Source organism: Streptomyces sp. NPDC001068 (genome assembly GCF_042897315.1).
In the GTDB taxonomy this organism is placed as follows: domain Bacteria; phylum Actinomycetota; class Actinomycetes; order Streptomycetales; family Streptomycetaceae; genus Streptomyces.
The window spans coordinates 128,566-143,539 of sequence record NZ_JBIAYD010000016.1; the positions used below are offsets into that span (position 1 = coordinate 128,566).

The 14,974-nt window shown below is 71.8% G+C and carries 12 protein-coding genes, 1 tRNA gene and 1 pseudogene; 7 read left to right on the forward strand and 7 right to left on the reverse strand.

What is annotated here, in order from left to right:
• Positions 1–60 precede the first annotated feature (60 nt).
• On the forward strand, positions 61–1,026 hold the full coding sequence (locus ACFY3I_RS37265; RefSeq protein WP_390865419.1) for an ATP-binding cassette domain-containing protein: 966 nt from the start codon (positions 61–63) through the stop codon (positions 1,024–1,026).
• Positions 1,023–1,817, forward strand: a complete 795-nt coding sequence (locus tag ACFY3I_RS37270) for an ABC transporter permease (RefSeq protein WP_390865420.1) — start codon at positions 1,023–1,025, stop codon at positions 1,815–1,817. The genes ACFY3I_RS37265 and ACFY3I_RS37270 overlap by 4 nt, the downstream gene beginning before the upstream one ends.
• Here ACFY3I_RS37270 and ACFY3I_RS37275 read toward each other — a convergent pair.
• Positions 1,795–5,025 (reverse strand): ATP-binding protein, encoded by a 3,231-nt coding sequence (locus tag ACFY3I_RS37275; protein ID WP_390865421.1) that lies wholly within the window; start codon positions 5,023–5,025, stop codon positions 1,795–1,797. The two genes, ACFY3I_RS37270 and ACFY3I_RS37275, sit on opposite strands and share 23 nt — an antisense overlap.
• Positions 5,026–5,233: 208 nt before the next feature.
• Between ACFY3I_RS37275 and ACFY3I_RS37280 the strand changes: the two genes are divergently transcribed.
• Together ACFY3I_RS37280 and ACFY3I_RS37285 are read left to right on the forward strand one after the other, a co-directional pair.
• Positions 5,234–5,485 carry a hypothetical protein gene (locus tag ACFY3I_RS37280; protein ID WP_365286628.1) on the forward strand — a complete coding sequence of 84 codons (252 nt, stop codon included), beginning with the start codon at positions 5,234–5,236 and terminating at the stop codon, positions 5,483–5,485.
• Between the two features lie 263 nt (positions 5,486–5,748).
• The gene (locus tag ACFY3I_RS37285; protein WP_390865422.1) at positions 5,749–6,216 is read left to right on the forward strand and encodes a hypothetical protein; all 468 of its coding nucleotides are present in this window, start codon (positions 5,749–5,751) and stop codon (positions 6,214–6,216) included.
• A gap of 349 nt (positions 6,217–6,565) precedes the next feature.
• On the opposite strand, the pseudogene snpA reads toward ACFY3I_RS37285, so the two are convergent.
• The 3 genes and pseudogenes from snpA to ACFY3I_RS37300 all read right to left on the reverse strand — a co-directional run.
• A pseudogene (gene snpA / locus ACFY3I_RS37290) lies at positions 6,566–7,204 on the reverse strand (snapalysin); the annotation flags it as partial.
• Between the two features lie 547 nt (positions 7,205–7,751).
• Positions 7,752–10,205 carry a SpoIIE family protein phosphatase gene (locus ACFY3I_RS37295; RefSeq protein ID WP_390865423.1) on the reverse strand — a complete coding sequence of 818 codons (2,454 nt, stop codon included), beginning with the start codon at positions 10,203–10,205 and terminating at the stop codon, positions 7,752–7,754.
• A gap of 272 nt (positions 10,206–10,477) precedes the next feature.
• Positions 10,478–10,690: a hypothetical protein gene (locus tag ACFY3I_RS37300; RefSeq protein WP_390865424.1), complete on the reverse strand. Its 213-nt coding sequence runs from the start codon at positions 10,688–10,690 to the stop codon at positions 10,478–10,480.
• Between the two features lie 196 nt (positions 10,691–10,886).
• Between ACFY3I_RS37300 and ACFY3I_RS37305 the strand changes: the two genes are divergently transcribed.
• Positions 10,887–11,111, forward strand: coding sequence for a hypothetical protein (locus ACFY3I_RS37305; protein ID WP_390865425.1), 225 nt, complete (start codon positions 10,887–10,889; stop codon positions 11,109–11,111).
• 326 nt (positions 11,112–11,437) lie between these two features.
• Positions 11,438–12,226: a formylglycine-generating enzyme family protein gene (locus ACFY3I_RS37310; protein WP_390865426.1), complete on the forward strand. Its 789-nt coding sequence runs from the start codon at positions 11,438–11,440 to the stop codon at positions 12,224–12,226.
• 191 nt (positions 12,227–12,417) lie between these two features.
• Here the strand turns inward: ACFY3I_RS37310 and ACFY3I_RS37315 are convergent.
• From ACFY3I_RS37315 to ACFY3I_RS37325, 3 genes are all read right to left on the reverse strand, one after another.
• Positions 12,418–12,491: transfer RNA gene (locus tag ACFY3I_RS37315), tRNA-Pro, on the reverse strand.
• Positions 12,492–12,565: 74 nt separating this feature from the next.
• Complete coding sequence (locus ACFY3I_RS37320) at positions 12,566–13,324, reverse strand: Pr6Pr family membrane protein (protein WP_390865427.1); 759 nt, start codon at positions 13,322–13,324, stop codon at positions 12,566–12,568.
• Positions 13,325–13,379: 55 nt separating this feature from the next.
• Positions 13,380–14,318 (reverse strand): metallophosphoesterase, encoded by a 939-nt coding sequence (locus ACFY3I_RS37325; RefSeq protein ID WP_365286604.1) that lies wholly within the window; start codon positions 14,316–14,318, stop codon positions 13,380–13,382.
• Positions 14,319–14,504: 186 nt separating this feature from the next.
• Between ACFY3I_RS37325 and ACFY3I_RS37330 the strand changes: the two genes are divergently transcribed.
• Positions 14,505–14,972 carry a GatB/YqeY domain-containing protein gene (locus tag ACFY3I_RS37330; RefSeq protein WP_390865428.1) on the forward strand — a complete coding sequence of 156 codons (468 nt, stop codon included), beginning with the start codon at positions 14,505–14,507 and terminating at the stop codon, positions 14,970–14,972.
• Positions 14,973–14,974: the final 2 nt, after the last annotated feature.

The window sequence follows — 14,974 nt, forward strand, 5'->3', positions numbered from 1 at the left end:
GCCCGGCGCTGAAACCCGGCTGAAGCCCCGTTGAACCCGCGCGGCCGCAAGCTCTGCGGCATGACGACGACAGACAGCGAACTCGCCATCGTGGCGACCGGGTTGCGCAAGGCCTACGGGGACCTGACCGTCCTCGACGGCATCGACCTCCGGGTCCCGGCCGGCACGATCTTCTCCCTCCTCGGACCGAACGGCGCCGGCAAGACCACGGCGGTCAACATCCTCTCCACCCTGATCGCCGCCGACGCGGGCCGGGCCACGATCGCCGGCCACGACATCACCACGCGGGCCCAGTCGGTCCGGGCCGCCATCGGTGTCACCGGACAGTTCTCCGCCGTGGACGGCCTGATCACCGGCGAGGAGAACATGCTCCTCATGGCCGACCTGCACCACCTCTCCAGGAGTGAGGGACGCCGGGTCACCGCCGAACTGCTGGCGCGCTTCGACCTGACCGAGGCCGCGCGCAAGCCCGCCTCCAGCTACTCCGGCGGCATGAGGCGCCGCCTCGACATCGCCATGACCCTGGTCGGCAGCCCCCGGATCATCTTCCTGGACGAGCCGACCACCGGCCTGGACCCGCGCTCCCGCCACACCATGTGGCAGATCATCCGCGAACTGGTCTCCGGCGGGACCACCGTCTTCCTCACCACCCAGTACCTGGAGGAGGCCGACCAACTCGCCGACCGCATCGCGGTGCTCAACGGCGGGAAGCTCGTCGCCGAGGGAAGTGCCGGGGAACTCAAGCGACTTGTCCCCGGCGGCCACGTACGACTGCGGTTCTCCGACCCGCTGACGTACGAGCGGGCGGCCACCGAACTGCGCGAGACCACGCGGGACGACGAGGCGCTCGTCCTGCAGGTCCCCAGCGGCGGCTCCCAGCGCGAGCTGCGCGCGATCCTCGACTGGCTCGACGCGGCCGGCATCGAGGCCGACGAACTCTCCGTGCACACCCCCGACCTGGACGACGTGTTCTTCGCCCTGACGGGCACCCCCGCAGCCGCCACCGACAAGGAGACCGCCCGATGAGCACCGCCGGCCACGCCTTCCGTGACAACCTCACCATGCTGCGGCGCAACCTCCTGCACGCCCGCCGCTACCCCTCCCTCACCCTGAACCTCCTGCTCACCCCGGTCGTCCTGCTGCTCCTGTTCGTCTACGTCTTCGGCAACGTGATGAGCGCCGGCATCACCGGAGGCCACGCCGACCGGTCCGACTACGTCGCCTACCTCGTCCCGGGCATCCTCTTCCTGACCCTGGCCATGACCTCGCTCGGTACCTCCGTGTCCGTGGCCACCGACATGACCGAGGGCATCATGGCCCGGTTCCGCACCATGGCGATCTCCCGCGCCTCCGTGCTGATCGGCCACGTGCTGGGCACCGTGATCCAGACGCTGATGGCCCTGGTCCTGGTCCTGGGCATCGGACTGGCCATCGGGTTCCGGCCGAACGCGGGTCCGGTGGAGTGGATCGCGGCCGCCGGGCTGATGGCCCTGGTCAGCCTGGCGCTGACCTGGATCGCGGTCGGCATCGGCCTGGCCGCCCCGAACCCCGAGGGCGCCAGCAACATGGGCTACCCGCTGGTCATGCTGCCGTTCCTGTCCAGCGCGTTCGTACCGGTGGACGCCATGCCGGGCTGGTTCCGCTGGTTCGCCGAGTACCAGCCGTTCTCGCCCTTCATCGAGACCCTGCGCGGCCTGCTGCTGGGCAACGGGATCGGAACGAGGAACGCCGTGCTGTCCCTCGGCTGGTGTCTGGTGCTGATCGTGCTGGGCTACCTGTGGTCGAAGGCGCAGTTCAGCCGCGAGCCCCGGCAGTGAGCTCGTGCAGGGCCGCGAGACGCAGTTGATCCCGCCCCAGGGCCGCGTACTCCGACTTCGCGTCGGCGTACGCGGCCCGGTCCGCGTTCTCGGCCGCCTCCTGGGACCGGGCCCGGGCCAGGGTGGGCACCTCACGCACCGCGGGCATCCGCTCCGCCAGCGCCACCAGCCGTACGGCACCCGGATCGCCCGTGGCCAGCCCGGCGAATCCGAGAGCGAGCAACGCCGTCCCGTACACGGGGAGTTCGAGCACGGACGAGTCGACCGGAGCGGCCTCGGGGTCGGCCGGGACCACGGCCCCGGGGCCGGCCGGGGTGGTGTTCTCCCCGGTGTCGTCCCCCGGTGTCCCGGAGAGCATCCGCAGGAGCCGTGCCCTCAACTGCCCGGCCAGCGCGGCCACCGGTTCGAGCCGGCCGTGCTGCGCGTGCGCCGCCAGCGCCGCCGACTGCACCTGGAGCGCCCAGGGATCCACGAACGGATCGCCGGCGAGCACCACACTGTCCTCCCGGATCCGCTCGACCGCCCGGCGCCACAGCCCGAGCCCGACCTCGGTCAGCCCCCGGGCCAGCGCGATCTCGGCCCGGGCCACCAGATCGGGGGCGTAGATCCGGGCGGACTCCGGCTGCCGGTCCAGGGCCGCGAGGTCCAGCCAGTACTCCGCCTCGTCGATCTCCCCGCGCTGGAGACAGGCGAGCACCAGCCCCCAGCGCACCCCGATCGAGTCCGGCCAGCCCTCGAACTCGTCGAGCGTGCGCAGCGCCGCCCGCAGATGGTCGTACGCCTCCTCGCCCAGGTCGGCCTGCATGCACAGCTCGCTGATCCGCCCGTGACTGAGCAGCTGCATGGCCGGATTGCCCAGGGTCCCCAGCGTCCCGGGCAGCTTGCGGGCGCACTCCAGCGCCCGCGCCGTGTCGTGCTCGGCCTCCCAGACGTAGCTGGCCACGCTCCACGCCGTGCCCGCCAGCAGGGGCTCGTCGGCGGCGCACAGCTGCTGGAGCCGGGCGTACTGCGGCGGGCGGATGTCCGGGGTGGCGCACAGTACGAGGGCCATCGCCCGTACGACGGTGTCCGCCGGTGCGGACGGCAGCCGGCGCAGAGTGACCAACTGACGTACGGCGTGCGGGCCCAGGCCCACGAAGAGGGCGCCCGTGCACACGGCGGCCGCGGTACGGGCCGCCTCCACGTCCTCGGGGCGGTCGGGGCCGGGACGGAACCGGGACAGCGGCCCGCCGGTCTCGGCACACAGGGCGACGAGCCTGCCGTAGCTGGAGTCGGTGACCCACAGGGAGGCCAGTACGGCGGTGGCCGCCGCGGTGGCGGGTCCGTCGCCGCGGGCCAGCGCGTACCGCAGGGCCAGGACGAGGTTGTCCCGCTCGGCGCGGATACGGAACCACGCGGGCACCGGGTCGCGGCGGAACAGCGCGTCGTGGTGGGCCCGCCCGAAGTCCCGGGCCCAGAGCAGGAACCGGCCGGTCACGGCCTCCTGCTCACCGGCCTCGGCGCGCCGGACGGCACCGAACTCCCGCAGCGTCTCCAGCATGTGGAAACGCACGCCGGAAGGGCCCTCGTCCACCTTGAGCAGGGACTGACCGGCCAACTGGTCCAGCAGGCCGAGCGCGTCCCCCTTCTCCGCGATCTCTCCCAGCAGGTACTCGGCGGCCTCCTCGGTGAATCCGCCCGGGAACACCGACAGGGCACGCAGCGCCGCCCGGCCGTCGGGCTCCAGGAGGTTCCAGCTCCACTCGACCACGGCGCGCAGGGTGCGATGCCGCTCGGGCGCGTCGCGGGCGCCGCCGCGCAGCAGCGCGAACCGGTCCTGGAGGCGGCGCGCGATGTCGGCGACGGACAGCACCCGCACCCGGGCCGCGGCCAGCTCCACGGCCAGCGGCAGCCCGTCCAGGTGCCGGCAGATCTCGGCGACCTGATCGGCGGGCAGCTCCACACCCGGCCGGGCGGCCCGCGCCCGCTGCTCGAAGAGCTCGGCCGACGTCGTCGGCGAGAGCTCCGGCAGGGCGTACACGGACTCCGAGGTCAGTCCGAGCGGCGCCCGGCTGGTGACCAGCACCCGCAGCTCCGCGGACCGCGACACCAGCGTCCGTACGAGACCGGCGGCACCGGCGATCACCTGCTCGCAGTTGTCCAGCACCAGCAGCGCGGGTCCGGTCCCCAGCGCCGTCAGGATGCCGCTCACGGCGTCTGCGCCACCGCTGAACCTGCCGCCCTCCCCGGCGCCGACGGCCGAGGCCACCTCGTCGGCCACGTCGGCGTCGGCGAGGACACCGGCGAGGCCGACGAAGTACACCACCGGCTGATCGGCGGCGCGGCTCACCGCGTGGGAGAGCCGGGTCTTGCCCAGACCGCCGGGACCGACGACGCTGACCACCCGGAACCCGCGCAGCAGCGCGCCCACGGCGGCGACGTCCGCGTCCCGCCCCAGCAGCGGGTTCGGCTCGTACGGCACTCCGTGCCTGACCCTCGGCACATCCGCGCGCACCAGCTCCTGGTGGACGGCTGCGAGCCCGGGCCCGGGGTCGGTCCCCAGCTCGTCGCGCAGCCTGCGGCGGTAGGCGTCGTACCGGGTCAGCGCGGCCGCCCGCCCGGTGGTCCCGGCCTCGCTCCGCAACAGCTCCGCCAGCACCTCCTCGTCCCGCGGCAGCTCCCGGGCCAGCGCGGCCAGCGGTGCCGCGGCCTGTGCCCGCCGCCCCAGCCGGGCCAGCGCGAGCGCCCGGGACCGGACCAGCGAGCGCTGTGCCCGGAGCCGCCCGGCACGCAGCGCGACCACTGGATCGTGCAGATCCTCTCCCGCGCCGGCGCCCACGTTTCCGTCCCAGAGCGCCAGCCCGGCCTCGGCCTCGGCCAGGGCGCCCGCGTGGTCCCCGGCCCGGGCCCGCTCGGCGCTCGCCGACTCGTGCAGCAGCAGCGCGGAACTGTCGACCTGCGCCTCGTCCAGCGCCAGCCGGTACCCCGTCGGCGTGCTCACGATCAGCTCGGCGCCCAGTTGGGACCTGAGCCGGGACACCAGGATCTGCACGGCCTTGCCGGGCCGCTCGGGCAGCTCCTCCGGCCACAGCCCCTCCACCAGCCGGCCGGTGCTGCAGCCGCCGCGCGGGTCCTCCGCGAGCAACGCCAGCAGTCCACGCAGCCGGGGCGCGGTGATCTCCCGTCCACGACAGGAGACTCGGGGCAGCAGGATCAGCTCGGTGGGCACCCGTGCAGAGTAGTCAGCGGACCGCGGGAAAGCGGGTGCCGGTCAGCCGTCCTGACGGCACGGCAGACGGCACGGTGTCGACTGATTGGCCCTCAGAACCCCCGTATGGCTTCCCCGATGAGCGTGCGGGGGGATGTCGATCTAGCCTCCGAAATGAGCGCTGAGCGTTTTGTCTGATGGTGCGCTCACTTTGCCCGAAGGAGGAGAAATGACCAGTTTCCGTAGGTTTGCTGTTGCGGTCGCGATCATAAGCGGTGTCGGCCTGATGGGTGTCAGCCCTGCCAGCGCGCAGGTCGCGCACGGTATGCAGGGTGGCGGATGCAGGTCCCACGACCTGAACGTCGACATCCTTGGCGAGGTGGGCATCCTCAACGGCCTGGGCGGCAACCTGCTCAACGGCGAGGGCAGCCCGGGTGCGCAGGCGACCGACATCGGTTCCGACTGCGACCACGGCTGGTAACCCGCACACCCGATTCGAGGACGGACACGGACGCCCGGCCGGGATCTCCCGGCCGGGCGTCCGGCATACCCGGCCTCCGCGAGGCGGGGCACGGTGTCCGCGGCGCGGGGCACGGTCTTCGCGGCGCTCGGCACGGTCGTCGCGATGCGGGAAATGGCCGTCGCGATGCGGGGCGCGATTCGTGGGAAGCGCACGTCCGTCGCGCCCGAGAACTGTTCGGCACCACCAACTACACTGCGCCACAGCCGTGTTGGAATGCCCTCATGGCCACTCTCGCTGACGGAACCACCCATCTGGGTCCGGACGAGCCCGAACGCCGCCTGCGCGCCGAGATCGAGCGGCTGAGAGACGAGGCGGCGCGCCAGAGGACGCTGGCCCACCGCAGGGCCGAGTTCTGGACCAAGATGGACATCGCCCTCGGATTCCCCGCCGCCCTGCTCGCCGGGACGGCGGGAACGGCGGGACTGGCCTCACCGGACGCGCGCGTCCCCGCCGCATTCGCCGCTCTGGCCTCCGCCGGTTTCGCGGCGGGGGCGGGCTTCATGCGCAGCGACACCAGGCGCCGGGCCAACAAACGTGCCCGGCACGCCTGGGCGTCGGTCGAGGCCAGGGCCACGGTCGCGCTGACCCGGGAGCACGTGACCCCCGAGGTCCTCGGCGGCCTGCTGGAGGGCCGCCAGGCCGCGCTGGCGGCCTACGACGGGGAGGAGCCCCGCCCCGGGACGTCCTGACCCGTGGCCCGGCTGCCACCGCCCCCGGAGGGGGGCCCGATCAGCCCCAGGGGGTACCGCCGCCGGGCATCCCGCCGCCCGGCATCCCGGCACCGGTACGTGGCATCCCGGCACCGCCACCCGGCATCCCGGCACCGCCACCCGGCATCCCGGCACCGCCGCCCGGCATGACGACCCCGCCACCCGGCATCCCGGCACCGGCGCCCGGCATCCCGGCACCGCCACCCGAGGGCATCGAAGGCATGGAGGGCATCGAAGGCATGGACGGCATGGAGGGCATCGACGGCGCGACGCTTCCGGACCCGCCGGACCCGCCGGAGCCGGAGGCCGTGCCGGAGGTCGGTGCGGACCCGCCGGCCCACAGCTGGTCGACGCGCGAGCGCTCGGTGGCGTTCGGCTCGCGGTTGGTGCAGGACGGCCCCGGGCCGCCGCCCGACATGAGCTCGCTGCACGGTCCGCTGTAGTCGTCCGGCAGACCGAGCACGTGCCCGGTCTCGTGGGTGACGACGCGGATCGAGTCGTTCTGCCGGGCCTGGGTGTAGTCGATGAAGATGTAGCCGCTTCCGTGGCCGTTGGTCTCGGCGTGGGACCCGCGCTGGTCGTTGCCCTCGTAGTAGGAGAAGTCGGCGCCGCTCGACGCCTCCTTGAGCTTGACGTTGGACTCGGAGCTGTTCCAGATCGAAGCCGCGGACGATATCTGGGACCGGAAGCTCGGCGCGTGGGAGTCGTCGTAGTAGACGGTCACCGCCTTCGCGTCCGGCTGGGCCGCACTCCGCGCGGAGGCCGACTTGAGTACGGCCTCGAAGAACGCCTTGTTGTTCGCGGCCTCGTCGGACGCCCCGGCGTACCGCGCCACGGGGGTGTCCGTGGCGGCCGGGACGGCGGCGGGCTCGGCGCTCGCCGGCACCGCCGCTCCCAGCGCACCGGGGGCCAGACCCAGGCCGAGAGCGAGGGCGAAGAGTCTCGGGGACATGCGGGACGACTTCATGTGGGGGGCTCCTACTCACTCGGTGACGCCGAGCGCCGGGTGCGCGGTCGAATGTGCGTGCACACCGGTTCCGAACTGCGGCGTCGTCCTGTGGGTCGACATTCTTAGAACCGCTCCACAGGGAGCGCAAAGGGGTCCCGCAACTACCCCGCCTCGTAGGCTCCCGGACCGCACGGAAGCGGTGCGCGGGTCTCCGGCCCGCGCATGGCGGCGGCCGGGACAGGTGACGTGACATCAGAAACCGCGTACGGCTGGGAGACGGGCGCCCGAGTCGGCCGACCGGGAGCCCGGAATGTGCGGCGAGGGTCACATCAGTCCCAAGACGGACAAATGCCTACATGTCTGCCACGTCGTATCTACTAAGCAAGACGGCGGATTGGTGTAGCGCTGTGACTGACGTCATAGAACACGGGCTTCCGTCGCCTATGCGCGCCGGGTCCTCCCCCGGCTTCTCCCGCCGTCGCGCCCCGCCTGGAATCGGCACGGCCGGTGCCTGTCCTGAACAGGGCGCGTGGGTGGACGCATTCCCGGCGGTCTCGCGGATCGGTCACCGGCCGGATGCGTGGGCGAGATCCACTTCGGCCCACAGGACCTTGCCGTCATGTGCCGGGCGGGTGCCCCATCTGCGGGACAGCCGGGCGACCATGGCGAGGCCGCGGCCGTGCTCGTCGACGTTGCGCGCGCTGCGCGGACGCGGGGAGTAGGGGTCCGCGTCGGACACTTCGACGGTCAGGACCTCGTGCCGGATCAGACGCAGACCGATCGGACCGGCGCCGTGCCGGACGGCGTTGGTCACCAGCTCGCTGACGATCAGCCTCATGGAGTCCTCGAGCCCTGCCAGCCCCCATTCGGCCAGCTGACCCGTTGTCAGGTTCCGGGCGCGCCGGACGGCGGTCTCGTCACGGGGCAGTGTCCAGGAGGCGATCCCGGCCGGACCGAGCGAGCGGGTGCGGACCAGGAGCAGACTGGCGTCGTCGCACGCCACCTGGGCCTCGACGGGTGCCATCGCCCGGTCGCAGAGCTCCTCCAGGGACAACCCGCGTCGGGCGAGGGCGGCTCCCAGCCGGCGCATCCCCTCCTCGATGCTCTCCCCGCGGGTCTCGGTCATGCCGTCCGTGTACAGGGCGAGGAGGGTTCCCTCGGGCAGCTCCAGCTCCGTGGCCTCGAAGAGGGTTCCCAGCCCGATGCCGAGCGGGGTGCCGGTGGGAAGGTCGGGGAAGGTCACCTCGCCCCGCGGGTCGACGATCGCGGGCGGCGGGTGTCCGGCCGCCGCCATGGTGCACCGGCGGGTGACCGGGTCGTAGACGGCGTACAGACAGGTGGCGCCCACCACCGCGGGATTCCGGTCCGGGGTGTCGGCGTCCGCTTCCGCCAGTCGCTCCACCGTGTCGTCCAGGGCGGCCAGCAGTTCGGCGGGCGGCACCTCCATGTCGGCCAGCGTGTGGACGGCGGTACGGAGTCTGCCCATCGTCGCGGCGGCGTTGATGCCGTGCCCGACCACGTCGCCGACGACCAGGGCCACCCGGGCGCCGGACAGCGGGATCACATCGAACCAGTCGCCCCCGACACCGCGGTCGATGTCGGCGGGCAGATAGCGGGAGGCGGCCTCCACGGCCGCACCACCACGCAGACGGTGAGGACGCAGGTTGCGCTGGAGCGCGAGAGCCGCGGTGTGCTCGCGGCGGTAGCGGCGGGCCTTGTCCAAGGACACCGCGGCGCGGCCGACGAGTTCCTCGGCCAGCAGCAGATCGGTCTCCTGGAAGGGCAGCGGGTTCTCGGTGCGGATGAACACCGCCATGCCCAGCAGGACGCGCCGCGCGCGGATGGGCACGACCATCACGGAGTGCATGCCGTGCTCACGCATCCGCTGTGCCAGTAGCGGCGACCCGTCGATCCAGCCGCCCGGGGCGGTGTCCGCCTTCGCTTCCAGGCAGGACCTGCCGGTGCGCAGTGCTCTGGCGAGGGGCGAGGCGGGTGGGATGAGAGTCCGCTCACCGCGCACCCAGGGGGACTCCGGCGCCCCCCGGTGGATCGAGGCCACGCCGACACGTCGGAGAACGGGGAGGCGCGCGCCGATCGAGCCGATGCGGATCGGTGCCCCCTCACCGAACGGCACCGACTGCTCCAGATCCACGGCGACGCCGTCGGCGAACAGGGGTACGGCGAGTTCGGCCAGTTCCTGACCGGTCTGCATCACATCCAGGGTGCTGCCCAGGCGGCTGCGCGCCTCGCCGAGGACGGTGAGGCGCTCACGCTCCCGCCGGCCCTCGACGACGTCGACACTGATGGTGCACCCGCCCAGCGGCATGCCGTCGGCGCCCTGGAGGCAGGAGAAGGAGACCGCCAGCGGGCGCTCCTCGCCCAGAGGCGTCGGAAGCCAGGTCCGGTACTCGTGGACGTTGGCGCTGCCGCTCCGCAGGACCCGCCGCATCATCGCCTCCGTGGCCTCCGTCTCGACGCGGAGGCACGCGTCGGTGATCCTCCGTCCGAGCCGCCGGTCACGGGAGACCCCGTCGTGGCTCTCCATCACGTCGTTCACCCAGGTGCATCGCAGCTCCAGGTCGTGAACGGAGACGCCGATCGGCGCGTGATCGAGGATCGCGCCCTGTACCAACTGGTTCACCGAGTCTCCGGACAGCGGGCAGACGTCGGTCGCGGACGCGAGCCACCGCACCGCTCCGTCCTGGCCCCGCAACATCGAGATCCGCATGCCGACGGCGATCATGCGGCCGTCCCGGTGGCGCACCGCCGTCTCGCCGGACCAGCCGTTCCGGGCGCGGCACTGCCCGACGTAGGCCGACATCGTGGGCGCCGACCCGAAGCGTGGCAGCACGAGCGCGGCGGACCGGCCGACCACCTCGCCGGCGGAGTACCCGACGAGGTGCTCGGCGGCCTGCGTCCACGCGACCACCGTCCCCTGCCTGTCGAGCAGCGCGAACGCCGTATCGGATATGTCGGACGCGTGTTTCACGTGATCGCTGCTGTTCGCGGTATCGGTCATCGAGCTGCCGTCCTCGGTCGGCTGGAAAAGGGGGATATCGGACACAAGAGTTACTTCGCCCCTTTCGGCTGCATGACAGGACAGCGCTGTGCTCTGTGACAGGCCGGGTCCGTGGCCGGCTCGCCCAGAGGCGGCGAGGGAAGGGTGCGGGAGCTGTCGCGGCCGCGGCCTGCGCGGCATGGGCTGGGCACCGTACCCGGTCCGTCGTCAGGACGAAGGGCGCCCCGGAGGTTCCCGGGGCGCCCTTCGTGGTGGTCGAGAGGAAAGGTCGGTCAGCGCACGTCCACGTAGTCGTGGTTGCTCTCGGCGTCCACATAGGAGCCGGACGCGAGATGGGCCCCGACCCACGTGCCGTCCTGCCTCGTGGTGAAGCGGGCGGTGAAGTGGCCGTGCGAGTCGGCCTTGACGGAGCCCGACTGCGTCCAGGACTTCTTGCCCTTGGCCTGGAAGAGGACGTAGACGCGCTGCCGGAACAAGACGGTCAAGGAGGCGGCATCCGGAGCCCCACGCGCACGCGGTCAGTACATTCGGTGCGTTCCTCGACGTGCATGATTTCCAACTGTCGGAGGCCTGGGTCCCCGAGCGGGTGACGCACAGCGGATTCGACCTCGGTGATCAGTGGGGCACCTCTAAGGTGCGTCTCGCTCTTGCACATTCAGTTCACCGAGGAGTCGACGCAGCATGGCGACACCGCAGGATCAGCAGCCTGCCCAGCTGTACGGGCAGCCGCCGACGATCATCATCAACAACAGCATTTCCGCCGCGGCGGTGATCGGCGGGGCGGGCCTGAGGCGTCGACGCCAGTCGCTGTGGGCCCACTTCTGGCTGTTCATGTTCACTGCGGGCATCGGCAATGTCTTCTACGCGATGCACGTGAGCCGCTGGAATCGAGACCGAGGACTCTGACGACCGGCAAGGAGGGGCCCTTGCGGCAAGACACCTCCAGGACGGGTCTCCGTCATGCCTCCAGGCATCTGGCGACGAGAACGACCGACTGCTGACTTCCCGAGCCATCAGCATGGAAGGCTGCGGCCGGTCGGGGCGGTCCAGGGCCTGACCTGAGCCACCGGCCGAGCGCGGCTCCATCGGTCGCGGCTTCTTGCGCCTGATCCCCCCGCTCGATCCGGTGCGGTGGCGGTGCGGCACTGCGACGTCCAGCAGGTGGCCGGTCGATCACGCTTCCCTCCTGGCCCCGCCTTCTTCCGGGATGGCCGACTGCTAGCGTCCGCACCATGTGGGCTCAGGAGATCGTGGCAGGCCGACCGGCTTGGCGGCACACGCCCTCCGGAGTGGTCTTCCGGGCCGTGCCCGGTGGCTCGTTCCGGATGGGCCTCTCCGACGCGGAACTGGCCGCGGTCCGCGCCATCGAGCGGGCCGACGGTGCCGACGACGACCTGGAACCGTTCTTCGCCGGCGCCGACCAGGCCCGACCGGTGCGGGAAGTACGGCTCGAACCGTTCCTGATCGCCCGGCATCCGCTCACCGTGGCACAAGTACGGCACTGGCTGCCCGAGTACGAGGACAGCTTCGCCGCATCGGATTCGAGCACTGCCCGACTCGGCGACGACGACTTGGACGACCTGCTTCGGATGTTGCCGTTCCGGCTGCCCAGCGAGGCGGAGTGGGAGTACGCGGCCCGAGCCGGTACGGCCACCCTGAACTTCCGTGGGGACGACAGGCCGGACGAGGACCAGGTGCTCGACGACTTCGCCGACGAGCAACGCAACTCTACGACTGAGAACACCTTCGGGCTGACGGCGACGGGGTCGGCCAACGAGATCTGCGCCGACGTATGGATCCCACACTTCAAGGACGCGCCGGTGGACGCACGCCCCCGCACCGGGGACGGACCGCGGGTGGTGCGCGGAGGAGCCGGCGACCTCTCTCCGTGGCAGGGCTGCAACGAATGGCTGCTGTTGCTCTCCGCCACCCGCTACGAGTTCCATGACTTCACCGCGGTCCGTCCAGTGGCACCCGTGCCAGCCGGTCAGGGACATGCCGAGCACCGAAGCGAAACATAGCCAGGACCTGCGTGCCGGAGTGGGTTTTCGCCGGTCAGGGTCAGGGATCCTGTGCACCTGGCGGTCCCGCTGCGGGATCTTCGGCTCGGATCCGCAGCAGTCGTCGGTACTCGGGAAGCGGTAGACACGCAGCCCAAAACAGATCAGCCACCTACTCACGTGAGTAGGTGGCTGATCTGCTGTTTTGGCTGTCGGGGTGGCGGGATTTGAACCCACGACCTCTTCGTCCCGAACGAAGCGCGCTGCCAAGCTGCGCTACACCCCGGTGTCGCTGCTGTCCTGCTTCCTGCGGCGACGTCGTTTACTTTAGCCCACCGGTGGCTGGAGACGAAATCCGGTTTAGGGGCGGCGGCCGACCGGGTTCGGGCGGGTGTGGTCGAGGGCCACCAGGAGGACCGCCAGGGCGTAGCACGCGAGGCCGAGGAGGAGGGCGTTGGCGAGGGCGCCGCGGTAGCCGTGCTGTTCGGCGTCCAGGAACGGGTAGAGGTAGCGGCCCGCCGTGCCGGGCAGTGACAGCTCCGCGCGGATCAGGAAGAACACCAGGTAGGCCAGGGGGTAGAGCATCCAGCCCGCCGTCTGGCGAAGGTGCAGGCGGCCGGGAGGGCTGAGGATCAGCCAGTCCACGAGGGCCGCCAGGGGTGCCGCCGTGTAGAGGAGTTGCAGGGCCAGCCACTGCCCGTGCCAGGCCACCGGCGGGTGCGTCGAGCCCGTCATGGAGAAGGGGGGCACGGTGTGGCCGAGCAGCAGGTGGTAGACCAGCCCCGACGTCACGATGTACAGCAGTGCCGCGCCCGTCAAGGACGAGGTCAGCGGGCGGGACGCCTGCCAGGCGCGGCGGGCGGAGGCGAGGCTGACCAGGGCCAGGATCACCGCCGCCTGGATGCCGAAGTAGCTCATGATCCGGCCCGGGCTGCCGAGCAGCAGTTCCAGGGCCACGCCGGCCGCCGCCATCACGGCCGTCAGGACGCGGAACACCGCGGTCGCGGGGCGGCGGCTCGGGGCCACCACCGCCGTCGCCGGAACGTAGCCGGGCAGCAGTACGGGCGTACCCGGGACCGCGGGGAGGTCCGGGATGTCCCGGGGTATGGGAGCCGTCATGCCCCCAAAGTAGAAATAAGGGGCATGTCCGGCATTTTGTTCTAGGCCGAGCGGGTTACGCCGGCCTCTGGTCCCGGGGGACCAGCGTCAGGAGCGTCGCCTCCGGGGGGCACGCGAAGCGGACCGGGGTGTAGCGGTTCGTGCCGCAGCCCGCCGAGACGTGCAGGAACGACGTGCGGCCCTCCGCCGTGTGCCGCGAGAGGCCCTTCACGCGGTCCGCGTCCAGGTCGCAGTTGGTGACCAGGGCGCCGTAGAAGGGGACGCAGAGCTGGCCGCCGTGCGTGTGGCCGGCCAGCAGCAGGGGGTAGCCGTCGGCCGTGAAGGCGTCCAGGACGCGCAGGTACGGGGCGTGGACCACGCCCATCGAGAAGTCCGCCTCGCCGGAGGGGCCGCCCGCCACCTGCACGTACCGGTCCCGCTTGATGTGCGGGTCGTCGAGTCCGGTGAGCTCCACCGAGACGCCCTCGACCTTCAGGACACCGCGCGTGTTCGTCAGGTTCAGCCAGCCTGCCCCGTCGAACGCGTCCCGCAGGTCCTCCCACGGGAGGTGGATCGCACCGACCACCGGCGGGTTGCCGTTCAGCCCGTGCTTGCCGTTCACCTTCTCCAGCAAGTAGCGGGCGGGGTTGCGGGGCTTGGGGCCGTAGTAGTCGTTGGAGCCGAAGACGTAGGCGCCGGGGAACTCCATCAGGGGTCCGAGCGCGTCCAGGACCTCGGGGATGCCCTCGGGGTCGGACAGGTTGTCGCCCGTGTTGATCACGAAGTCCGGGCGCAGGCCCGCCAGCGACTGCAGCCAGCGCTGCTTCTTGCGCTGTCCGCTCACCATGTGGATGTCGGAGACCTGGAGCACGCGCAGCGGCCGCATCCCCGGCGGGAGGACCGGGACCGTCACCCGGCGCAGGCGGAACGAACGGACCTCGATGCCGGCCGCGTACAACACACCGGCGGCGCCGAACGCCGCGATTCCCAGGGGTACTCCGTATCGAGCGCGCATACGACCATCGTGTCAGACCCGCGACGGTACTCATGACCGGCCACCGCCCGCCTGCCACCGGCCGCCGCCCGCCTGCCACCGGCCGCCGCCCACCGGCCACCCATCGGCCACCGCCCACCGGCCGGTCGCCGTCGTGCCGGTAAAACCGCGGGCGGCTCGTGCGGGGCACCTGCGACAATCGGAACCATGACCACCACGCTCAAGTCGAAGCTGCACGACGACCTCAACTCCGCGATCAAGGCACGCGACGAGCTCCGCTCCTCGACGCTCCGGCTGACGCTCGCCGCGATCACGAAGGAGGAGGTCGCGGGCAAGGAGAAGCGGGAGCTCTCCGACGACGAGGTGCTCAAGGTGATCGCCAAGGAGGCGAAGAAGCGCCGGGAGGCCGCCGAGGCCTTCGCTCAGGGCGGCCGTACCGAGAGTGCCGAGCGGGAGAAGGCCGAGGGCGAGCTCCTCGACGAGTACCTGCCCAGGCAGCTCAGCGACGACGAGCTCGCGGGCATCGTCGCCGCGGCCGTCGAGGAGGCGAAGGCCGCGGGTGCCGAGGGGCCGCGGGCCATGGGCGCCGTCATGAAGATCGTGAACCCGAAGGTGGCCGGACTGGCCGAGGGCGGCCGGGTCGCCGCCGCGGTGAAGCAGCGGCTCCAGGGCTGACC